This window comes from Streptomyces sp. NPDC093568, assembly GCF_044764945.1.
Classification (GTDB): Bacteria; Actinomycetota; Actinomycetes; order Streptomycetales; family Streptomycetaceae; genus Streptomyces.
In genome coordinates this window covers 1,523,839-1,548,453 of the sequence record NZ_JBIWJD010000001.1, presented here as the reverse complement: position 1 = coordinate 1,548,453, position 24,615 = coordinate 1,523,839, and the positions used below count along the sequence as shown (strand labels likewise).

The window sequence follows — 24,615 nt, the reverse complement described above, 5'->3', positions numbered from 1 at the left end:
CCGTCACTCGGCGGACTCGTCGGTCGGGTCGTACGAGTCGTGGGGTTCGGTGGGGTCGTCGGGGCCGGCTCCGTGGCCCTGGAGTGCGGCGCGAACGAGGTCGTCGAGCGCCATGGCGTCGATGTCGGCGTCGGGTTCGGGGGCCGCCGGGGGCGCGGTGGGCCCGTGGTCGGCGGCCAGGGCGAGGAGTTCGTCGAGCAGTCCGGTCTCGCGCAGCCGGTCCAGGGGCAGTCGGGCGAGCGCCGCGCGGATGCCGGCGTCCTCGTCGGTCGCGTCGGACGCGGTGGGTGCCAGGCGTTCCGTCAGGTGCTGGGCGAGCGCCAGCGGGGTGGGGTGGTCGAAGACGAGGGTGGCGGCGAGGGGGAGGCCGGTGGCGGCGGTGAGCTGGTTGCGCAGCTCGACCGCGCCGAGGGAGTCGACGCCGAGGTCGCGGAAGAGGCGTTCGGCGCCGACGGCGGCCGGGTCGCGGTGGCCGAGGACGGCAGCGGCCCGCGCCAGCACCAGGTCCAGGACGGCCTCGGTGCGGCGGGCGGGGGGCAGCTCGGCGAGCCGCTCCCGCAGGGCGTCGGCCGGTTCGGCGGCCGGCTCGGCGGCGCCTTGCGGGCGGTCGTGGCCGGGCAGCCCGCGCAGGAGGGCGCGGGGGCGTCCGGCGGCGGGTCCGGCGAACGCGTCCGTGGCCAGTTGGGCGACCAGGGCGGTCGGGTGGGGTTCGGTGACGAGCCGGCACAGCATCTCGGCGGCGAGCTCCGGGTCCATGGGCTCGATGCCGACCCGCCGCATGGCCTCCTCGGCGGCGGCGCCCCCGGCCATGCCGCCGCCTCCCCACACACCCCAGGCGATGGCCGTGGCGGGCAGGCCCTCGGCGCGGCGCCGTTCGGCGAGCGCGTCCAGGACGGCGTTGGCGGCGGCGTAGTTGGCCTGGCCGGGGTTGCCGACGAGGGCGGTCGCCGAGGAGAACAGGGCGAACACCTCGAGGTCGCTGTCCCGGGTGAGTTCGTCGAGGAGCAGCGCGGAGGCCGCCTTCGCGCCAAGGACGGTGGCGAACCGCTCGGGGGTGAGCCGGTCCAGGACGCCGTCGTCGACGACGCCGGCGGTGTGCACGACGGCGGTCAGCGGGAGGTCGTCCGGGACGGCGGCGAGCAGTGCGGCGAGCTGCTCGCGGTCGGCGACGTCGCACGCGGCGAGCGTGACGCGGGCGCCGAGGCCGGTCAGTTCGTCGCGCAGCGCGGCGGCCCCCGGCGCGTCGGGGCCCCGGCGTCCGGCGAGTACGAGGTGCGGGGCGCCGGCCTTGGCGAGGCGCCGTGCGACATGGGCGGCCAGGGCGCCGGTGCCGCCGGTGATCAGGGTGGTGCCGGAGGGCTGCCAGGCGGCGTCCGGGTCCCGGCCGTCGCCGGGTGCCGGGACGATACGGCCGGCGAAGACGGTGCCGGCGCGGACGGCGACCTGGTCCTCGCCGTCCTGCCCGGTGAGCACGGCGGCGAGGGCGCCGAGTTCGCGGGCGTCGGGCACGCCGGCCGGCAGGTCGACGAGGCCGCCCCAGCGGTCCGGGTACTCCAGCGCGGCGACCCGGCCCAGGCCCCAGACGGCGGCCTGCTCGGGTGCGGGCGCCGCGTCCGCAGCGCCGACCGACACCGCGCCGCGGGTGACGCACCACAGAGGCGCGGTCAGACCCGCGTCGCCTAGCGCCTGCACTAGGGCGGCGGTGCCGGCGGGTGACCCGTCGTCCTCCAGGGCCAACAGGGACAGCACGCCGGTGTATCCGCTGCCGTGGGTCCGTACGAGGGCGGCGAGTTCGGCGCGGTCCGTTGTCTCGGCGCGCAGCCGGACGACCGGTGTGCCGAGCCCGTCCAGCACCGCGTCCGTCCAGGCGTCGTGGGCGCGTGACGCGGGCAGTACGGCGAGCCAGGTGCCGGTGGCGCGGCGGGCCGTCAGGCCGGACAGCGGCTGCCACACCAGGCGGTGCCGCCAGCCGTCCATGCGGTTCTCGGTGTCGCGGCCGCGCCGCCAGTCGAGCAGCGCGGGCAGCACCTTGGCCAGGGCGTCGTCGTCGACGTCGAGCCGGGCGCCGAGGCCGGCGAAGTCCTCCTTCTCGACGGCCGTCCAGAAGTCGCCGTCCTCGCCCCGCGCGGTACGCCGTGCGGGGTGCTCGGGCCAGAACCGCTCGTGCTGGAAGGGGTACGTCGGCAGGTCGGTCCGCCGCGCCCCGGTCCCGGCGAAGTAGGCGTCCCAGTCCACGTCGAGTCCGGCGAGCCGCAGCCGGGCCACGGCACTCGCCAGCGACCGCGCCTCGGTGTGGTCACGGCGCAGCAGCGGCACGGCGAGCGCGGCCGCGGCCTCCCCCGCACCGGCCATGCCGAGCAGCACACCACCCGGTCCGACCTCCACCAGCACCGACACCTGACGCTCGCGCAGAGCTCGTACGCCGTCGGCGAACCGGACCGCTTCGCGCACGTGCCGTACCCAGTACTCGGCCGAACCGAAGTCGTCGCCGGCCCCGGCGAGGCGGCCGGTCAGGTTGGAGACGACCGGGATGGCGGGTGCCGTGACGGTGAGACCTGTGAGCTCGGCGCGGAAGGCGTCCAGCATCGGTTCCATGTGCGGGGAGTGGAAGGCGTGACTGACGCGCAGCCGGCCGGTGCGGCGCCCGAGGTCCGCGAAGTGCCCGGCGATGCGCAGGACTTCGTCCTCGTCGCCGGAGACGACCAGCGCGTCGGGGCCGTTGACGGCCGCCACCGACACCCGGTCGGTGAGCAGCGGCCGGACCTCGTCCTCGGTGGCCTGCACCGCGCTCATGGCGCCGCCCTCGGGCAGCCGGTCCATCAGGCGGGCGCGGGCGGCGACGAGCCGGCAGGCGTCGGCGAGCGGGAGGACGCCCGCGGCGTGGGCGGCGGCGATCTCCCCGACGGAGTGGCCGACGACGTAGTCCGGGGTGATCCCCCAGTACTCCAGCAGCCGGAACAGCGCGACCTCGACGGCGAACAGCGCGGGCTGTGCCGTGCCGGTGCGGTCGAGGGCCGCCTCGTCGTCGCCCCACATCACCTCCCGCACCGCCGGGTCGAAGTGGCCGAGCACCTCGTCGAGCGCGGCACGGAACGCCGGGTGGATGTCGTACAACTCCCGGCCGGTGCCCAGGCGCTGGCTGCCCTGGCCGGGGAAGAGGAAGGCCACCCGGCCGGAGCGGGGCGCGTCCGCGCGCAGCACGCCGGGAGCCTCGGCCGCGCCGGACGGGTCGGCGAGTGCGGCGAGGCCCGTCGTGAGGTCGTCGTGGCCGGTGACGGTGAGGGCGGCCCGGTGCTCGAACAGGGCGCGTCCGGTGGCCAGCGCGTACGCCAGGTCGGCGACGGCGGGAGGCGGTGCGGCGGTGACCCGGTCGAGGAGACGGCGGGCCTGGTCGCGCAGGGCGCCCGGGGTGCGGGCGGAGAGCACCACGGGCAGCGGGTGGCGTGCCTCCGTCGCGGGCGGCGTGGCGGGCACCGGGGGTGCCTGTTCCAGGACGACGTGGGCGTTGGTGCCGCTCGCGCCGAAGGAGGACACGCCCGCGCGGCGCGGGCGGCCGGTGTCCGGCCAGTCGGTGGCGTCGCTCAGCAGTCGTACGGCGCCGGAGGCCCAGTCGATGTGCGGGGACGGGGTGTCGGCGTGCAGGGTGCGCGGCAGCAGACCGGTGTGCATCGCCTGCACCATCTTGATCACGCCCGCGACGCCGGAGGCGGCCTGGGTGTGCCCGATGTTGGACTTCACCGAGCCGAGCAGCAGCGGCCGTTCGCGGCCTTGGCCGTAGGTGGCGAGCAGTGCCTGGGCCTCGATCGGGTCGCCGAGCGAGGTGCCGGTGCCGTGCGCCTCGACGGCGTCCACGCCGGCCGGGGTGAGCCCGGCGGCCGCAAGGGCGCGGCGGATGACCCGCTGCTGGGCGGGGCCGTTGGGGGCGGTGAGGCCGTTGGAGGCGCCGTCCTGGTTGATGGCGGTGCCGCGCACGACGGCGAGCACGGGGTGCCCGAGCCGTTCGGCGTCCGAGAGCCGTTCCACGACGAGCATGCCGACGCCCTCCGCCCAGCCGGTGCCGTCCGCGTCGGCGGAGAACGCCTTGCAGCGGCCGTCGGCGGACAGTGCGCCCTGTGCGGTGAACTCGACGAAGCCGACCGGTGTCGACATGACCGTCACACCGCCCGCGAGGGCGACGTCGCACTCCCCCGCCTGCAGCGCCTGCACGGCCAGGTGCAGGGCCACGAGCGAGGAGGAGCAGGCGGTGTCGACGGAGACGGTGGGCCCCTGCAGCCCCAGGGTGTAGGCGACGCGGCCGGAGAGCAGGCTGCCGGACTGCGCGGTCTCCCAGCGCCCGAGGTCGTCCGGGAGCCGGTAGTCGCCGCTGGTGCCGCCGACGAACACGCCCGCGTCGCTGCCGCGCAGTCCGGTCGGGTCGATGCCCGCCCGTTCCAGTGCCTCCCAGGCCGCTTCCAGGACGAGCCGCTGCTGCGGGTCCATGACGAGGGCCTCGTTGGGCGAGATGCCGAAGAAGCCCGGGTCGAAGTCGGCCGCGTCGGCGAGGAATCCGCCGCGCCGGGTGACGCTGCCGCCGGGTCCGCCGGAGAGCAGCCGGTCGAAGTCCCAGCCGCGGTCGAGGGGCATGTCGCCGGTGGCGTCGACTCCCGCGACGACCAGCTCCCACAGGTCCTCGGGGGACCGTACGCCACCGGGGTAGCGGCAGCTCATGCCGACGATGACGATCGGGTCGTCGGTCGCGGCGACGGGTGCGGGCGCCTCGTGGTGCTCCGACCGCCCGGTGCCGCCGAGGAGTTCGCCGAGCAGGTGGCGGGCGAGTTCGTCCGGGGTCGGGTGGTCGAACACGGCGGTGGCGGGCACCGACAGGCCGGTGGCGCGGGCCAGTTGGTCCCGCAGGTCGACGGCGGCCAGCGAGTCGAAGCCGAGGTCGCGGAAGGGCCGGTCGGGTTCGACGGCGTCGACGGCGGCCGTGCCCCGGCCATGGCCGAGGACGAGGGCGCTCTTCTCCCGGACGAGGGCGAGGAGGGTGTCGGCACGCTCGGTCGCGGGCACGGCGAGCAGGTCGGCGCGCAGGCGGGCGGCCGGGGTGTCGCCGGGCTCGGCGTCGGCCGCGGCGGCCAGCGCGTCGCGGGCCTCGGGCAGCGCGGCGAACAGCGCGGTGGGGGCGCCGCTCGCGGTGTGCGCGGGGGCGAACGTCGTCCAGTCGACGCCGGCCGCGGTGACGGCGGGCAGGCCGAGGCCGACGGCCCGGTCGAGGGCGGCGAGCGCGGTGTCCGGGTCGAGGGCCGGGATGCCCGTGAGCCTCAAGTGCCCGGCGAGGGACGGTTCGACGGTCCCGGCCCAGGCGTTCCAGGCGATCGCCACGGTGGCACGGCCCTGCTCCCGTCCCCGCTCGGCAAGGGCCTCCAGAGCGGCACCGACGGCGGCCTCCGCACTCCGGCCACGGACACCCCACGTGGCGGCGACCGACCCGAACAGCACGAAGGCGTCCAGGTCGCGGCCGGCGAGGAGGTCGTCGAGGGCGAGTACGCCGGCGAGTGCGTGGTCGAGGGCCTCGGCCGTCAGCCCGGTGGCACCCGGACCGTCGGCGGTGATCGCCTGAGGTTCCTCGGCATGGACCACTGCCGTCAGCCCCGTCGCGTCCGGGCCGTCGAGCAGCGCCGCCAGGGCCGTGCGGTCGGTGGTGTCGCAGGTGTGGACCGTGACGGGGGCCGGGGTGCCGGTGGTGTCGGCGAGGACGCGGGCGGCGTTGTCCTCGGCGGGGGCGCGGCCGACGAGCAGGACGCGGTCGGCGCCGGTGAGGGCGGCCCGGCGGGCCACCGCCCTGCCCATGGGGCCGGTGCCGACGACGAGCACGGTGCCGCGCGGCGTCCAGCCGGCACCGCCGGTGCCGGGGCGGGCGCGGACGATGCGCCGGGCCCGCACCCCGTCGGCGCGCAGGGCCAGTTCGCGTTCGGCGGACGCCGAACCGGCGTGGGCGAGGAGGGCGCCGAGCCGCTCGTCGGGGGCGGTGTCCAGGTCGAGCAGTCCGCCCCACCGGCCGGCGCTGTCCAGGGCGGCGACGCGTCCGGCGCCCCAGGCCGCCGCGGAGGACAGGTCCGCGGCGGGGTCGGCCGGGCCGGTCCTGACGCCCTGGTGGGTGACGCACCACAGCGGTTCGGCGATGCCCGCCCTCTCCAGCCGGAGCAGCAGTCCGTCCGGGCCGTGCGTGCGCACCGCGCCGGGCAGAGCCAGCACGCCGACCGCCTCGGCGGCGCCGTCGGTCAACGCGTCCGCGTCGACCTGCCGCAGCCGGTCGGCGCCGAGGGCCGTGACGGCGGCGTCGGCCCAGGCCTCGTCGCCGGCCCCCGTCAGGAGCAGCCAGCTCCCGCCGCCGGACGCCTCGGGCACCGGAACCGGCACCCACTCGGCCCGGTAGAGGAGTTCGTCGGCGGCCGCACGGGCCCGGCGCCCACGCCGCCACGTCGCCAGCGCGGCCGTCGCCTCGGAGCCGAGGTCGGTGCCCAGGGCGGCGGCGAGGGCCGCGGGGTCGGACGCCTCGACGGCCTGCCAGAACTCGGCCTCCACGGGATCGGTCTGGGCCACGGGCGCGGTCTCCGGCCAGTAGCGGCGGTGCTGGAAGGCGTAGGTGGGCAGATCGACGAGCCGGGCGCCGGTCCCGGTGAAGAAGCGGGCCCAGTCCACCGGGACGCCGTCGGCGTGCAGCCGGGCGAGGGCGGTCAGCGCGGCGGTCGCCTCGTCGCCGTCCCTGCGCAGCAGCGGCACGACGGGGATGTCGTCGCCGAGCTGGGACCGTACGGCTCCCGAGAGCACGGCGTCGGGTCCGGCCTCGACGATCGCACCGACGCCGGCCTCGCGCAGCGCGGCGACGCAGTCGGCGAACCGGACGGTCTCCCTGACGTGCCGCACCCAGTAGTCGGGCGTGCCCAGTTCACCGTCCGCGGCGGGGCGTCCGGTGAGGTCGGCGAGGACGGTGAGCGTCGGCGCGTGGAACTCGATGCCGTCGAGGACGGCGCGGAACGCGTCGAGCATCGGTTCCATGAGCGGCGAGTGGAAGGCGTGGCTGACCCGCAGGCGGGTGACCCGCGCGGCGTCGAGCCGGTCGAGGACGGCGTCCAGGGCGCCCCGCTCACCGGACAGCACGACCGCGTCGGGCGCGTTGACGGCGGCGACAGAGACGGCGGTGTCCACGAGCAGCGGCCGTACGTCCTCCTCGCCCGCCCGTACGGCGGCCATGGCGCCGCCGGGCGGCAGGGCGTCCATGAGCCGGGCGCGGGCGGCGACCAGGGCGCAGGCGTCGTCGAGGGTGAGGACGCCGGCGACGTGGGCGGCCGTGATCTCGCCGACGGAGTGGCCGACGACGTACTCGGGTGTGATGCCCCAGGACTCCAGGAGCCGGAACAGCGCGACCTCGACGGCGAACAGGGCGGGCTGTGCCGTGCCGGTGCGGTCGAGGCCGGCCGGGTCGTCGCCCCACATGAGTGGGCGCAGCGGGCGGCCGAGCTCCAGGTCGAGCCGGGCCAGGACGGCGTCGAGGGCGTCGGCGAACACCGGGAAGCGGGCGTGGAGTTCGCGGCCCATGCCGAGGCATTGGCCACCCTGTCCGGAGAAGACGACGGCGAGCGGGCCGCGGGTGGCGCGGGCCCGGCCCCGGGCGGCCTCGGTCACCCCGTCGGGTCCGGCGAGCAGCACGGCCCGGTGCGGGAGTGCGGCGCGCGCGGTGGCGAGGGTGAGGGCCACGTCGGCGGGGGCCGCCGCCGGATCGGCGGTGCGCAGCCGGTCGAGCTGGGCGTCGAGGGCGGCGGCGGTGCGGGCGGAGACGGTCCACGGCCAGGTGGAGTCGGTCCCGGTGCCGGCCGCTCGCGTCGTGGGCGGTTCCTCGGGGGCCTGCTCCACGATGACGTGCGCGTTGGTGCCGCTCATGCCGAACGCGGAGACTCCGGCCCGGCGCGGTGCCCGGCCCGTGGGCCAGGGCGTGGCCTCGGTGACCAGGGCGAGTCCGCCCGGCGTCCAGCCGATGTGCGGCGAGGGGTCCTCGGCGTGCAGGGTGCGCGGCAGGACGCCGTGGCGCATGGCGAGGAGCACCTTGATGACGCCGGCGACACCGGCGGCGGCCTGGGTGTGGCCGAGGTTGGACTTCACCGTGCCGAGCAGCAGGGGCTGTTCGCGGTCCCGTCCGTAGGCGGCGAGCAGCGCCTCGGCCTCGATCGGGTCGCCCAGGGTCGTGCCGGTGCCGTGCGCCTCGACGGCCTGGACGTCGGCCGCGCGGAGCCCGGCGTCGGCGAGGGCGTGGCGGATGACGCGCTGCTGGGAGGGCCCGTTGGGGGCGGTGAGGCCGTTGGAGGCGCCGTCCTGGTTGACGGCGGAGCCGCGGATCAGACCGAGTACGCGGTGGCCGCCCCGGCGGGCGTCGGAGAGCCGTTCGAGGACGAGGACTCCGACGCCCTCGGACCAGGAGGTGCCGTCGGCGGCGGCGGAGAACGCCTTGCAGCGGCCGTCGGAGGCCAGTCCGCCCTGGGCGCTGAACTCCACGAAGGCGTCCGGCGCCGACATCACGGACACGCCGCCCGCCAGGGCGAGAGAGCAGTCCCCGTCGCGCAGCGCCCGCACGGCCCAGTGCAGGGCGACGAGCGAGGCGGAGCAGGCGGTGTCGACGGTGACGGCCGGGCCCTCCAGGCCGAGGGCGTAGGACAGCCGGCCGGAGAGCACGCTGGCGGTGTTGCCGGTGGCGGCGTAGCCCTGGACGTCGGTGGTGCCGCGCCGCAGGACGGTGGCGTAGTCCTGGCCATTGGTGCCGACGAACACGCCGGTGGGGGTGGCGCGCAGTCCGGTCGGGTCGATGCCGGCGCGTTCCAGGGCCTCCCAGGAGGTCTCGAGGAGCAGGCGCTGCTGGGGGTCCATGGCGAGGGCCTCGCGCGGGGAGATGCCGAAGAAGTCGGCGTCGAAGTCGGCGACCGCGTCGAGGAATCCGCCCTCGCGGGTGGCGGAGGCACCGTCGGCGAGCGCGGCGAGGTCCCAGCCGCGGTCGTCGGGGAACGGGCCGATGGCGTCGCGTCCGTCGGCGAGCAGCCGCCACAGGTCGTCGGGGCCGGTGACGCCGCCGGGGTAGCGGCAGCCGATGCCGACGACGGCGATCGGGTCGTCGGCGACGGCGCGGGCGTGCGGCAGCACGGCCTCGGGCGTGGACTCGCCGCTGTCGCCGAGGAGTTCGCCGAGGAGGAAGTCGGCGAGGTGCTGCGGTGTCGGGTGGTCGTAGACGAGGGAGGCGGGCAGGGTCAGGCCGGTGGCGGCGGCGATGCCGTTGCGCAGTTCGAGGGTGGTCAGGGAGTCGAAGCCGAGGTCGCGGAAGGTCCAGTCGGCCTCGACGGTCCGCCGGTCGGCGTGGCCGAGGACGGCGGCGATCCGGGTGCGCAGCACGTCCAGCAGGGTGCGGCCGCGTTCGGCGGGCGGCAGCGCGGCCAGCCGGGACCGCAGATCGTCCTCGCCCGGCGCACCCGGTCCCTCGTCGGCGGCGACGGGCCCGGCGAGTTCGGTGAGCAGGGCGGCCGAGGCGGGTTGCAGGGCGGCGAGGCGCGACCAGTCGACGTCGGCGACGGTGACCGTCGTCTCGTCGTGGGCGACCGCGTCCAGCAGGGCGTCGACGCCGAGCCCGGGGTCGAGCGGGGTGAGTCCGGCGCGCCGCAGCCGGCGGTCGACGTCCTCCCCGGCGGCCATGCCCGCTCCGGCCCACGGCCCCCAGGCGATTGAGGTGGCGGGCAGGCCGTCGGCGCGGCGGCGGGCAGCTATGGCGTCGAGGCGGGCGTTGGCGGCCGCGTAGTTGGCCTGTCCGGCGGCGCCGAGGACACCGGCGGTCGAGGAGTACAGCACGAACGCGGCGAGCGGCAGCCCGCGGGTGAGCGCGTCGAGGTTCTGCGCGGCGGTGACCTTGGCGCGCAGTACGGCCGTGAAGTCGTCCGGTGTGAGGGCGTCGAGGACGCGGTCCTCGACGACGCCGGCCGTGTGCAGGACGGCGGTCAGGGGCGCGTCGGCGGGCAGGGCGGCGAGGACGGCGGCCAGCTGCTCGCGGTCGGCGGCGTCGCAGGCGGCCAGGGTGACGCGGGCGCCGAGGGCGGTGAGTTCGTCGCGCAGCTCGGTGGCGCCGGGGGCGTCGGGGCCGCGGCGGCCGAGCAGCAGCAGGTGTCCCGCGCCCTCGCGGGCGAGGCGGCGGGCGGCGTGGGCGCCGAGGGCTCCGGTGCCGCCGGTGATGAGGACGGTGCCGTGCGCGTCGGCGAGGCCGTGGGCGGGTGTCGCCGCGGTCTCGCGCCGCGGGGCCCGGACGAGCCGGCGGACGTACACACCGCTGTCCCGTACGGCGGTCTCGGCGTCCCGGCCGGCGAGGACGGCCCGCAACCGGCGCCCGGCGGCGGCGTCGAGCCGGTCGGGCAGGTCCACGAGTCCGCCGAGGCGTCCGGGGTGTTCGAGGGCGACGACCCGGCCCAGCCCCCACACGCCGGCCTGCGCCGGGTCGCGCACGGGCTCGCCCGCCCCGAGCACGGAGATGGCTCCGCGGGTCACGCACCACAGGGGCGCGTCGACCTCGGCGTCGCCGAGTGCCTGGCAGGCGATGGTGGTGAGCGCGGGGCCGTCCTCGCCCGCGAGGGCGAGCAGGGACAGGACGCCGGTGAACGGCCCGTCGAGGTCCCGGAGCCGGGCCGCGGTCCGCTCCCGGTCGGCCGCGACCGTGACGCGCACGACGGGGGTGTCGAGGGCGGTGAGAACGTCCTCGCTCCCGGTGGTGTCCGTGTTTTCGGGCAGCAGCGCCAGCCATGTTCCGGTGAGGTCGGCGGGGGCTGGCTGGGCGGGCCGCCAGACGACGTGATGGCGTACGGAGTCGAGCCGGGCCCGGTCGTGGCGGCGCCGGCGCCAGGCGGCGAGGGCGGGCGTGAGCGAACCGGCCGTCTCCGCGTCGAGGCCGAGCTGTGCGGCGAGGGCGGTGGTGTCCTCGTGTTCGACGGCGGACCAGAACGCGGCGTCGGCCGGGTCGGCTGCGGCCGCCGGTGCGGCGGTGCCGGGTTCGGGCCAGTAGCGCTGCCGCTGGAAGGCGTAGGTGGGCAGGTCGAGCGGGTGGTCGGGGACTCCGGCGGCGGTGAGGAAGGCCGCCCAGTCGACGGGGACGCCGTGCACGTGGGCGGCCGCGACGGCGGTGGTGAGCTGTGCCGCCTCGGCCCGGTCGCGGCGCGCCAGCGGTACGACGGCCGCGGCCTCGCCGAGGGAGGGGTCGTCGTCGACGACGGCTCGGGTCATGCCGCTGAGGACGGCGTCCGGGCCGATCTCCAGGAACGTCCGCACTCCGCGGCCGGTGAGGGTCGTCACGGCGTCGGCGAACCGCACGGTGTCACGCAGGTGCCGCACCCAGTGGTCGGGGGCGGCGAGTTCGTCGTCGGTGATGACGTCGCCGGTGCGGGTGGAGACCAGCGGGAGCGCGGCGGGGGCCGGCCGGATGCCGGCGGCGGCCTCGGCGAACTCGTCCAGTACGGCGTCCATGCGCGGCGAGTGGAAGGCGTGACTGACGCGCAGGCGCCGGGTGCGGTGGCCGCGTGCGGCGAGCGTGGCGGCGACGGCCTCGACGGCCTCCTCCTCGCCGGACAGGACCAGTGAGGCGGGGCCGTTGACCGCCGCGACGGCCACCCGCTCGTCGAGCAGCGGGGCGACCTCGTCCTCGGTCGCCGTCACGGACACCATCGCGCCGCCCTCGGGCAGCCCCGCCATGAGCCGGGCGCGGGCGGCCACCAGGGCGCAGGCGTCGGCCAGGTCGAGCGCTCCGGCCACGTGGGCGGCGGCGATCTCGCCGACGGAGTGGCCGGTGACGTAGTCGGGGGCGATGCCCCAGGACTCGACGAGGCGGAACAGGGCGACCTCGAAGGCGAACAGGGCGGGCTGGGTGTATCCGGTGTGGTCGAGCAGCGCGGCCTCGGGGGTGCCCTCGGGCGCGAACATCACGTCCCTCAGCGGTACGTCGCGCCCGGCGTCGAGGTGGGCGAGGACGGCGTCGAGGGCGTCGGCGAACACCGGGTGGCGGTCGTAGAGTTCACGTCCCATGCCGGGGCGCTGGCCGCCCTGTCCGGTGAAGAGGAAGGCGACCCGCCCACGTCCGGCACCGGCCCGGACCAGGGCCGGGTCGGGCTGTCCGTCGCGCAGGGCGCGCAGCCCGCGCAGCAGTTCGTCCCGGTCGTGCGCGACCACGGCGGCCCGGCGTTCGAAGGCCGACCGGTGCAGGGCGAGACCGGCGGCGAGGCGGTCGACCGGGAGAGCGGTCCGCTCCTCGGCGTGGGCGAGGAGGCGTGCGGCCTGGGCGCGCAGGGCGTCGTCGGTGCGGGCGGAGACGAGCACCGGCAGCGGGCCGTCGGGGTCCGCGCCCTGGGGGGCGCCGGCCTGTTCCGGGGCCTGTTCGAGGACGGTGTGCACATTGGTGCCGCTGATCCCGAACGAGGACACGGCGGCCCGTCGCGGCCGTCCCGTCTCCGGCCAGTCGGTGGCCCGCGTCAGCAGGCGCACCTCTCCCGCCGACCAGTCGACGTGCGAGGAGGGCGTGTCGGCGTGCAGGGTGGGCGGCAGGACGCCGTGCCGCAGCGCGGTGACCATCTTGATGACACCGGCGATCCCGGACGCGGCCTGGCTGTGCCCGATGTTGGACTTCACCGAGCCGAGCAGCAGCGGGCGTTCGCGGCCTTGGCCGTAGGTGGCGAGGAGGGCCTGTGCCTCGATCGGGTCGCCGAGGGCGGTGCCGGTGCCGTGGCCCTCCACGGCGTCCACGTCTCCGGGCTCCAGGCGGGCGCCGGCGAGTGCGGCGCGGATGACGCGCTGTTGGGCGGGCCCGTTGGGAGCGGTCAGGCCGTTGGAGGCGCCGTCCTGGTTGACGGCGGAGCCGCGGACGACGGCGAGGACGGGGTGCCCGTTGCGTACGGCGTCGGAGAGCCGTTCGACGAGGACCATGCCGACGCCCTCGGCGAGCGCCATGCCGTCGGCCCCGTCGCCGTAGGCCTTGCAGCGGCCGTCGGGGGCGAGGGCGCGCTGGCTGCTGAAGCCGATGAAGGTGTTCGGGGTGGCCATGAGGCTGACGCCGCCCGCGAGCGCGAGGTCGCTCTCGCCGCCCCGGAGCGACTGGCAGGCCAGGTGCAGCGCGGTCAGGGAGGAGGAGCAGGCGGTGTCGAGGGTGACGGCCGGGCCCTCCAGGCCGAGGAGGTAGGAGACGCGGCCGGACAGGACGCTGGTGAGGGAGCCGGTCACGGCGTGCCCGTCGGCGCTGTCGCCGTGGGCGGCCGGGTAGTCGTGGTAGCTGGCGCCGATGAACGCGCCGGTCCGGCTGCCACGGATCCGCTCGGGCACGATCCCGGCCCGTTCGAAGGCCTCCCAGGACGTCTCCAGCAGCAGGCGCTGCTGCGGGTCCATGGTGAGGGCCTCGCGGGGCGAGATGCCGAAGAACAGCGGGTCGAAGTCGGCGGCGGCGTGCAGGAATCCGCCCTGGACGGCGTAGGTGCGGCCGGGGGTGTCCGGGTCGGGGTCGTAGAGGTCCTCGACGGGCCAGCCGCGGTCGGCGGGGAAGCCGCTGATGGCGTCGGTGCCGGACATGACGAGGTCCCACAGCGCCTCGGGCGAGTCGACGCCGCCGGGGTAGCGGCAGCTCATGCCGACGATGGCGATCGGTTCGTCGGCGGCGACGGGCGCGGCGGGGCCGGCCGTGCCGGTGTCCGTGCCGGGGGCGAGGAGGGTGCGCAGGTGCGCGGCGAGCGCGGCGGGCGTCGGGTGGTCGAAGACGAGGGTGGCGGGCAGGGTGAGTCCAGTGGCGGAGGCGATCCGGTTGCGCAGGTCGACCGCGGTGATCGAGTCGAAGCCGGCATCACGGAAGGCGCGCCGCTCGGACAGGTCGTCGGTCCCGGCGAGGCCGAGCACGGCGGCGGCCTGCCCGCGCACGGTGTCCAGCAGCAGCCGGTCCCGCTCGGCGGCCGGCAGCGCGGCCAGCCGGGCGGCGAACTCCCCGTCGGCGGAGACCTGTTGCCGCTCCCCGGTCCCGACGGCCCGCCGGGTCTCGGGTACCTCGTCGAACAGCCGGGTCTCGCGGACGGACGTGAAGACGGGGTAGTAGCGGTCCCAGTCGACGTTGGCGACGGCGAGGACGGCCTCGTCGTCGTCGAGGGCGCGGCGCATCCCGGCGAGCGCGAGGTCGGCGTTCATGAACACCAGGCCGGTGCGGCGGACCTGGTCCGGGGCTACGCGGCCGACGCCGAGTTCGTTGGCCCAGATGCCCCAGTGGACGGAGGTCGCCTTCAGGCCCCGGGCCCGGCGCTCGGCGGCGATCGCGCCGAGGTGGGCGTTGCCCGCGACGTACGCGGCGTGCTGCCCGCTGCCCCACAGTCCGGCGACGGAGGAGAACAGCACGAACGCGTCGAGGTCGGTGTCGGCGAGCAGCGCGTCGAGGTTGCGGGCGCCGTCGACCTTGGCGTGCAGGACGCGGGAGAGGGCGGCGAGGTCGGTGTCGGCGAGGGTGTGCAGCTCGATGACGGCGGCGGCGTGGATCACCGTGCGCAGGGTGTGCCCGTCGGCGCGCAGCCGCTCCAGGAGCGCGGCGAGGGCGGCGCGGTCGGTGATGTCGCAGGCGGCGACCGTGACGTCGGTGCCGGATTCTGACAGCTCGGCTACGAGTTCGGGGGCGCCTGGTGCGGCTTCGCCGCGGCGGCTGACCAGGACGATGTGGTCTGCGCCTTGGGCGGATAGCCAGCGGGCTATGTGGGGGCCCAGGGTGCCGGTGCCTCCGGTGATGAGGGTGGTGCCGCGGGGGGTCCAGCCGCGGGTGGGGGTGCCGCTTTGGGTGGTCTGGCGGCTGCTGCTCCGTTGTGGCTGGTCGCGCAGTTCCCCGCGCCCCTTTGGGGCGTTCCCGGACCGGTCTCGGATGACGCGGCGGGCGAAGATGCCTGAGGTGCGCAGGGCCAGTTGGTCCTCGGCGGTGTGTGGGCCCCCCGCCAGGACGGCCGCGAGGCGGCGGGCTGCTCGCTCGTCCAGGGCTTCGGGCAGGTCCAGGGTGCCGCCCCAGAAGCGGGGGTGTTCCAGGGCCGTGGTCCAGGCGATGCCTGTTGACTGTGCCTGGACGGGGTGGGTGACTCGGTCGGCGCGGCCGGTGGCGGTGGCGCCTCGGGTCAGGAGCCACAGGGGGGCGCTCGCGTCGAGGTCGGCGAGGGCCTGGACGAGGACGACGTTGAGGGCGGTGCCCAGGGCGGCGCCGGGGTGGCCGGGGCAGTCCTGTTCGGCCGCTGCGAGCAGGGAGACGATGCCGGCGACCGGGGGCGCGTCGCCGTGGGCCGTCAGACCGGCGTCCCGAAGGACCGCCGCCGCCACCTCGCGGTCGAGGTGGGTGTCGTCGAGCACGAGCCGCACGGGTTCGGCACCGTGCGCGGCGAGCGCCGCCGAGACCTCCGTGCCGTCGTCGCCGTCGGCGGTGACCACGAGCCAGCGCCCGGCGGCCGTACCGCCCGGCACCGGCATCGGCACCCAACGCACCTTGTACCGCCAGTCGTCCAGGGTGGACTGCTCGCCGCGCCGCTTGCGCCAGGCGGTGAGGCCGGGCAGTACGGCGGCCAGCGCGTCCTCGGCGACCTCGAGGTCGCGGGCGAGCCCCGGCAGGTCGGAGTCCGCCACGGCGTTCCAGAAGGCCGCGTCCTCCGTGCCGGCCGCACCCGTGTCCGTGCCGGGCGTCACCGGTGGCACCCAGAGCCGCTGGTGCTGGAAGCGGTAGGTCGGCAGATCCACCCGGCGCCGGGTGCCCCCGCCGTACGCGGCGGTCCAGTCGACGTGCACCCCGCGCACGAACGCCTCGGCGAGCGAGGCCAGTACGCGTCGCGCGTCGTCCTCGCCGCGCCGCAGCGTGCCGCCGATGTACGCCGCGACGCCCGCCTCGTCGACGGAGCCCTGGATGCCGAGGGTGAGCACCGGGTGGGCGCTGATCTCGATGAACGCCCGGTGCTGGGAGGCCAGGAGGTGTTCGACGGCGGGCCCGAAGCGGACCGTCTGCCGCAGGTTGCGGTACCAGTAGGCGGCGTCCGTGCCGCCGTCCGACGCCGGGTCGCCGAGCCACTCCCCGGTGACCGTGGACAGCATCGGGATCCGCGGTGCGCGCGGCCGGACCGGGGCGAGCACGTCGAGGAGTTCGTCGTGCAGGTCGGTCACGTGGTCGGAGTGCGAGGCGTAGTCCACGGGGATCTTGCGTGCCCGCACGCCGTCGGAGGTGAGCTGGTCGTGGAGGGCGTCGAGCGCCTCGGGGTCACCGCAGACCACGACCGCGCCGGGCCCGTTGACGGCGGCGACGGTCAGCCGGTCCGCCCACGGCTCCAGCCGGGCGCCGGCCTCGGCGACGGGCAGCGGCACCGACATCATGCCGCCGCGTCCGGCGAGGGTGCGGCCGATGGCCTGGCTGCGCAGTGCCACGACCCGGGCGCCGTCCTCCAGGGACAGCGCCCCCGCGACGACGGCCGCGGCGATCTCGCCCTGCGAGTGCCCGATCACCGCGTCGGGACGGACACCGTGGACCTCCCACACGGCGGCAAGCGACACCATCACGGCCCAGGTGGCGGGCTGGACGACGTCCACCCGGTCGAGTCCGGGCGCGCCGGGCTCCTGACGCAGTACGGCGGTCAGCGACCAGTCGACGAACGGGTCGAGGGCGCGGGCGCAGGCGGCGACGCGCTCGGCGAACACGGGCGACAGGTCCAGCAGGCGCGCGCCCATGCCGTCCCACTGGGTGCCCTGGCCGGGGAAGACGAACACGGTACGGCCGTCCACGTCGGCCTCGCCGTGCACGACCGGCGCGGTGGGCTCCTGGGCGGCGAACGCGCCCAGCGCGGCGGCGAGTTCGGCCGCGTCGGCGCCCAGGGCGACCGCGCGGTGGTCGTGCAGCGAGCGGGTGGTGAGGAGGGCGTGGCCGGTGTCGGCCGGGTCGTCGGCGGGCCGGGCCAGGGCGTGCCCGGCGAGAGCGGTGGCCTGGTCGCGCAGGGCGGCTCGGCCGCGGGCGGACAGCACCCAGGGGAGGGCGCCGGACACGGGAGGCGCGGTGGGCAAGGAGGGTTCGGCGGCCGTCGGCTGTGCGGCCGGTGCCTCCTCCAGGACCGCGTGCGCGTTGGTGCCGCTGATGCCGAAGGAGGACACGGCGCACCGTCGCGGACGCCCGTTCGCGGGCCACTGCCGCTCCTCGTCGAGCAGCCGCAGCACTCCCGAGGACCAGTCGATGTGCCGCGAGGGCGTCTCGACGTGCAGAGTGGGCGGCAGCACGCCGTGCCGCAGCGCCAGCACCATCTTCATGACACCGGCGACACCGGCGGCGGACTGGGCGTGCCCGATGTTGGACTTCACCGAGCCGAGCCACACCGGCCGCTCCGGGTCCCGGCCCCTGCCGTACGTCGCGACCAGCGCCTGCGCCTCGATCGGGTCGCCGAGCGCGGTGCCGGTGCCGTGCGCCTCGACGGCGTCGATGTCGTCCGGGGTGACGTGCGCGTTGGCGAGGGCCTGCCGGATGACCCGCTGCTGCGAAGGCCCGTTGGGGGCGGTCAGACCGTTGGAGGCGCCGTCCTGGTTGACGGCGGAGCCACGGATCACGGCGAGGACGGGGTGCCCGTTGCCCACGGCGTCGGAGAGCCGCTCCACGAGCAGCAGTCCGACGCCCTCCCCGAGGGTCATCCCGTCGGCCTCGTCGCCGAACGCCTTGCAGCGTCCGTCGGCGGCGAGCGCCCGCTGCCTGCTGAACGCCACGAACGAGTCCGGCGTCGTCATGACCGTCGCACCGCCGGCCAGCGCGAGCGTGCTCTCGCCGCCCCGCAGCGACTGGCAGGCCAGGTGCAGGGCGACCAGGGAGGACGAGCAGGCGGTGTCGACGGTGACGGCGGGCCCTTCGAGCCCGAGGACGTACGACAGCCGTCCCGACAGCACACTCGGGCTGCTCCCGGTCACCATGTGCCCCTCGGAGCCCTCCCCGGCACCGCGCCCGTAGTCCTGGTAGCTGGAGCCGATGAACGCCCCGGTGCGGCTGGAACGCAGGGTGCCCGGGTCGATCCCGGCACGCTCGACCGCTTCCCACGCGGTCTCCAGCAGCAGCCGCTGCTGCGGGTCCATGACCAGCGCCTCGCGCGGCGAGATCCCGAAGAAGGAGGGGTCGAACTCGCCCGCCCCGTCCAGGAATCCGCCCTGTGTGGAGTACGTCGTCCCGCTGCGGTCGGCGTCCGGGTCGTACAGCCCCGAGACGTCCCATCCACGGTCGGCGGGGAACTCCCCGATCGCGTCCGTACCGGAGGAGATCAGCTCCCAGAAGGCCTCCGGGGAGTCGACGCCACCGGGGAAGCGGCAGCTCATGCCGATGATCGCGATCGGCTCGTCGGACACGTCGGCGGCGGTGGCGACGACCTCGGCCGAGCCGCCCTCGGCGAGGACTTCGCCCAGCAGATGCCGGGCCAGCGCGAGCGGCGTCGGATGGTCGTAAACCATGGTCGCCGACAGTGCCGTCCCGGCGGCCACGGTGAGCCGCTTGCGCAGCTCGACGGCCATGAGGGAGTCGAACCCGTGCTCCTGGAAGGCCCGTTCCGGCTTGACGGCGTCCGGCCCGGGATGCCCGAGCACGGCCGCCGCATGGGTACGGACCACATCGAGAACGAACGGCAGCCGGTCGTCCTCACGGGCCGCCAGCAGCCGCGTACGCAACTCGGCGGCGGCACCGGCGCGTTCCTGCCGCGCCTGGTGCGCGGCGGCCGCGATCTGCCGGGCCCCGGGCAGGGTGGTGAGGGACGCGGTGTGCCGCAGCGCGAACATGCCGTCCAGCAGCCGGTCGTCGGCGAGATCGGCGACGACGGTGTCGGGGCGGAACGTGCGGCCCCCGACGGACCGTCCGACACCGCCGGGCCGGTCCTCCGATCCCTCGACGGGCCGGCCCTCCGCCACGAGCTCGGCCATCGCCGTGAGGGCGAGGTCCGGTCGCAGGGCGGTCCCGGAGGCGTGCCGGCCGAGCCGTCCCCCGGCGGCCATGCCGGCCCCGCTCCACGCACCCCAGGCGAGGGAGGTGGCGGGCAGCCCGGCGGCGACTCGGCGGCGGGCCAGCGCGTCCAACGCGGCGTTCGCGGCGGCGTAGTTGGCCTGCCCCGGGTTGCCGACGGCACCGGCCAGGGACGAGAACAGCACGAAGGCGTCCAGTTCCCGATCGCGGGTCAGCTCGTCGAGGACCTCGGCGGCGGTCACCTTGGCCCAGAACACCGAGTCGAACCGCTCCGGCGTCAGGCTGTGCAGCACCCCGTCGTCCAGCACACCGGCCGTGTGCACGACGGCGGTGAGCGGCGCCTCGTCCGGGATCGCGGCCAGCACTTCGGCGACCCCCGCCCGATCGGAGATGTCGCAGGCAACGACGGTGACACCGACCCCGAGCCGAGTCAGCTCCTCCTCCAGAACCTCCGCACCGGGAGCCTCCGGCCCCCGCCGGCTCACCAGCACCAGCCGCTCGGCGCCGTTCCCGGCGAGCCAGCGCGCGACATGAGCACCGAGCGCACCGGTGCCGCCGGTGACCAGGACGGTCCCGGAAGGCCGCCAGCCGACAGGGTGCTCCTCAATCGACGGCGAAGGGGCAGGCGCGGCGACGAGCCGCCGCCCGTACGTCCCCGACTCCCGTACGGCGACCTGGTCCTCGCCGTCGGTGCGCGCCAGCACGCTCAGGAACCGGCTCAGCGACTGCTCGCCCAGCGCTGCCGGCAAATCAACGAGCCCACCCCACCGCTCGGGATGCTCCAGCGCGATGACACGACCGAGGCCCCACACGGCGGCGGCAGCCGGTTCCGGCAGTCCGGTCACGGCGTCGTCCGCGGCCGGCACGCTCACCGCACCGCACGTCACCGCCCACACCCGGGCGTCGAGCCCGGCTTCCTCCAGGCCCTGCACGAGGGTGGCCGTACCGGTCACGGACACCGGGACTCCGGAGTCCCGTACATCGCGGGTCGCGGCGAGCAGCGACACCACTCCCGCGACAACGACACCGTCGCCGAGCCCGGCCACGGCCTCCCGCACCCGCCGCGCGATGTCGTCCCGGTCGTCGTCCGAGGCGACCTCGACGAGCAGGCTCTCCGCCCCGAACGCCGCCACGACGGACCGCACCCAGGCGCCCTCGCCCTGCCCCTCCGGTACGACGGCCAGCCACGGCCCACCGTGACGCACTCCGACCGCCACGGCGTCCCCGAGCACCTGCCACGTCTCCCGGAACCGCAGCGCGTCCATGGCCGACCGCATCCGCCGACGGCCACGCCAGGCGGACAGCGCGGGCACCACGTCGTTCAACGCCTCGGCATCGACATGGAGTTGCGTCGCGAGACCGTCCACGTCCGCGTCATCCACGGCCGCCCAGAACTCCGCCTCGGCCGGATCGGCGGGGCCGCTGCCGACGGTGGCGGACAGCGCGGCGACGGCTCCGGACTCGGGCCAGTAGTTCTGGCGTTGGAAGGGGTAGGTGGGGGCGTCGGTGAGGCGGGCGCCGATACCGGTGAAGAGGGAGGACCAGTCGACGGTGACGCCGTGGGTGTGGAGGTGGGCGAGCGCGGTCAGGGCCGCGGTCTCTTCGGGGCGGTTCTTGCGCAGCGCCGGGACGATCAGGGCGCTCTCGGGGGCGGTTTGCTCGATCAGGGCGGACAGCACGCCGTCCGGGCCGATCTCCAGGAAGCGGTTGACGCCCTGGTCGGTGAGGGTGCGGATGCCGTCGGCGAAGCGGACGGTGTCGCGAACGTGGCGGACCCAGTAGTCGGCCGTGTCCGGGGCGAGCAGGGTGCCGGTGAGGTTCGAAACGAACGGAATACGCGGCTCGCGGAAAATCAGCTCCGCGATCGACGCACGGAACTCGTCCAGCATTGGGTCCATCAGCGGCGAGTGGAACGCGTGCGAGACCTTCAGGCGGGTCGTACGACGGCCCTTGGGCAGGGCGTCGGCGACCGCGAGAACGGCCTCCTCCACACCGGAAAGCACTACGCCACTGGGGCCGTTGACAGCTGCGATGCTGACCCCGGCGGTGAGATGCGACGTGACCTCATCCTCGGTCGCCTCGACCGCGAGCATCAGCCCGCCCTCGGGCAGCGCCTGCATCAACCGCGCCCGCGCCGACACCAGAGCACACGCGTCCGCCAGCGACAGAACGCCGGCGACATGAGCGGCGGCGATCTCACCGACGGAGTGCCCGGCCACGTACTTCGGGCTGACGCCGAGGGACGTCACCAACCGGTACAGCGCCACCTCGACCGCGAACAACGCCGGCTGGGCGAACTCCGTACGGTTCAGAGCCTCCTCGTCCTCACCCCAGATCACGTCCCGCAGAGCAGGGTCCAGCTCGGTCAGGACCTCATCCAACGCCTGTGCGAACACCGGAAAGCGGACATACAACTCCCGTCCCATCCCGATTCGTTGAGCACCCTGACCGGAGAAGACGAACGCCAGCTGACCCTCCGCCGCCACTCCTCTGGCCGCCTCGGTGACACCCTCTTCGGAGGCCAGCAGCACGGCCCGGTGTGCGAACCGCGCGCGACCACCCGCCAGCGTGTAAGCCACGTCCACCGACGGCTCGGCCGCCCGCAGCTGCTCGACCTGCGCGTCCAGCGCCTGCTCCGACCGAGCCGACACCACCAACGGCAGCACGGGCGGACACTGAGCAGTGCCAGACTCCGGTGCCTCCGCAGGCAGTTCGAGAATCACGTGGGCGTTGGTGCCGCTGAGGCCGAAGGAGGAGACACCGACACGACGCGGCTGCCCGGTCTGCGGCCACTCCACCGGCTCCCGCACCAGCTCCACCGCACCGGCCGACCAGTCCACGTGGGACGAGGGGGCATCCACGTGCAGGGTCGGTGCGACAGTGCCGTGCCGCATCGCCAGGATCGACTTGATCAGACCGGCGGCGCCTGCGGCGGCCTGGGTGTGCCCGAGGTTGGACTTCACCGAACCCAGCAGCAGGGGTCGTTCGCGATCCTGACCGTACGTCGCCAGCAGGGCCTGCGCCTCGATCGGATCACCGAGCGTCGTGCCGGTGCCGTGCGCCTCGACCACGTCGACGTCCTGGGCCGTGAGTCCCGCCGAGGCCAGCGCCTGCCGGATGACGCGCTGCTGCGAAGGCCCGTTCGGCGCGGTCAGCCCGTTCGAGGCACCGTCCTGATTGACCGCACTACCGCGCACGACCGCCAGAATCCGGTGCCCGTTCCGCACCGCATCCGACTGCCGCTCCAGCAACAGCACGCCCACACCCTCGGCCCAGCCGACCCCATCAGCCGCATCCGAGAACGCCTTGCACCGACCGTCCGGCGAAAGTCCGCCCTGCCGGGAGAACTCCACGAAGGTCGTGGGCGTCGACATCACCGTCACACCACCGGCCAACGCCAGCGAACACTCCCCCGACCGCAACGCCTGCGCAGCCAGATGCACCGCCACCAACGACGACGAACACGCCGTATCGATCGAGACGGACGGCCCTTCCAGGCCAAGGGTGTACGCGACGCGGCCGGAGACGACGCTCGGGGAGCTGGCGTTCCCCCGGAAGCCCTCGAATTCGGGGCCGGTCAGCAAGTTGGCGTAGTCGTTGTACATGACGCCCGCGAACACACCGGTCTGGCTGCCCCGCAGCGACGTCGGATCGATACCGCCCCGCTCGATCGCCTCCCACGCCGACTCCAACAACAGCCGCTGCTGCGCGTCCGTCGCCAACGCCTCGCGCGGACTCATCCCGAAGAACTCGGGATCGAAGCCGCCGACGCCGTTCAGGAAGCCGCCCTCGCGGGCGGACGAGGTGCCGCTGTGCTCAGGGTCCGGGTGGTAGAGCCGCTCCAGGTCCCAGCCCCGGTCCTCCGGGAAGCCGGACACCGCGTCGACGCCGTCGGACACCAGTCGCCACAGATCCTCCGGCGACGACACACCACCCGGGAACCGGCAGGCCATGCCCACGACCACCACCGGGTCGTCGACCGTCGCCACCGCCGATGTCACCGGGGCCGCCGCCGCACGTGATCCGAGCACCTCGTCCAGTAGGAAGCCGGCGAGAGCGCTCACGGTCGGGTAGTCGAACACCAGGGTCGCGGGCAACCGCAGTCCGGTCACCGTCTGCAGTCCGTTGCGCAGCTCGACGGCGAGAAGCGAGTCGAAGCCCAGGTCGCGGAAGGACCGCGTGTCGTCGAGGCCGGTCGGGGTCTCGTGGCCCAGCACCAGCGCCACCTGCCCGCGCACGAGGTCCAGCAGCACCTCACGCCGCTCCACCTCGTCCAGACCGGTGAGCCGCTGGAGCAGACCACCCGCCGCGACCACCCGACGCCGCGACCGCACCAACCCGCGCAGCACGGCGGGTACGTCACCGCGGTCGCGGATCGCGCGCAGGTCGAGCGGTACGGGAAGGACGACGGCCTCGTCGCAGGCCATGGCGGCGTCGAAGAGTGCCAGACCCTGCTCGCGGGTCACGGCGGGGAAGCCCGTGCGGGCGAGGCGTTCGCGGTCGGCGGCGGCGAGTCCGCCCGTCATACCGGTTCCGTCGAGGTCCCACGGGCCCCATACGAGAGAGGTGGCGGGCAGGCCGAGTGTGCGTCGGTGCTCGGCGAGGGCGTCCAGGAAAGCATTGGCCGCTGCGTAGTTGGCCTGCCCGGTGCCGCCGAAGGTACCGGCGGCCGAGGAGACGAGGACGAAGTTCCGGACGTCCGGCAGGAGTTCGTGCAGATGCCACGCGGCGTCGGCCTTCGGGGCGAGTACGCCGTGCAGACGCTCCGAGGTCAGCGCCCCCATGAGTCCGTCGTCGAGGACACCCGCGGCATGCACCACACCACCGAACGACCGCCCCGCCAGCACACCAGCCAGCGCCGCACGATCGGCTACGTCACACGCCAAAGCTTCGACATGGGCGCCCAACTCACCGAGCTGGGCTACGAGTTCTGCGGCACCCGGCGCGTCCGCGCCCCGCCGCGACAGCAGCACCAGCTCCCGGACCCCGTACGTCCGCACCAGATGCCGGGCCAGGACGGCACCAAGTCCGCCGGTGCCACCCGTCACGAGGACCGGACCGGCGTCCGCCCAAGGACCGGCCAAGTCGACGGAAGCGGCGCCAGCCCGCACGACCCTCGGCGCCTCCAACACGCCTTCATGTACGGCTGTTTCGGGCTCGTCGAGGGCGACTGCCCGGCGCAGAAGCTCGGGGGCGATCTGATCCTCGGCGGGCCAGGACACCAGTCCGACGCGTCCGGGGTGTTCGTTCTGCACCGTGCGCAGCAGGCCTCGTACGGCGCCGAGGGTCGGTTCGGGCAGACCTGTGGTGGTCACGAAGAGGCGGGCGTCGGAGTGCCGCTCCTGATCGAGCCAGTCCTGAACGAGCCCTAGAACACGGGCCGTTGTCTCGTGCACGGCAGTCACGATGTCGGCGTGCGCGGTTTCGGTGTCGGCTGAGACGAGGGCGAGGACGGCACCGGAGAACGAATCGGCGACGGAGGCGAGATCGTCGTACGCGGTGGCGTCGGCCAGCGCCTCGGCGAGCCCGACGGCTTCCGCACCGCCCACGACGGCGAGAGGGCCGCCGTAGGGCTCGGTCACGGTGACCTGGGTCCATGTGATCCGGTACAGGTC

1 protein-coding gene (only partly in view) is annotated in these 24,615 nt (G+C 75.4%); it reads right to left on the bottom strand.

Annotated features, from left to right (window positions below):
• Positions 1 to 3: 3 nt before the first annotated feature.
• Positions 4 to 24,615 carry the 3' portion of a type I polyketide synthase gene (locus ACIRD7_RS06410; RefSeq protein ID WP_403450470.1) on the bottom strand. 13,662 nt of this gene lie beyond the right edge of the window, so only the last 24,612 of its 38,274 coding nucleotides appear in the window; the start codon falls outside the window, past its right edge — the gene reads right to left on this strand; the stop codon is at positions 4 to 6.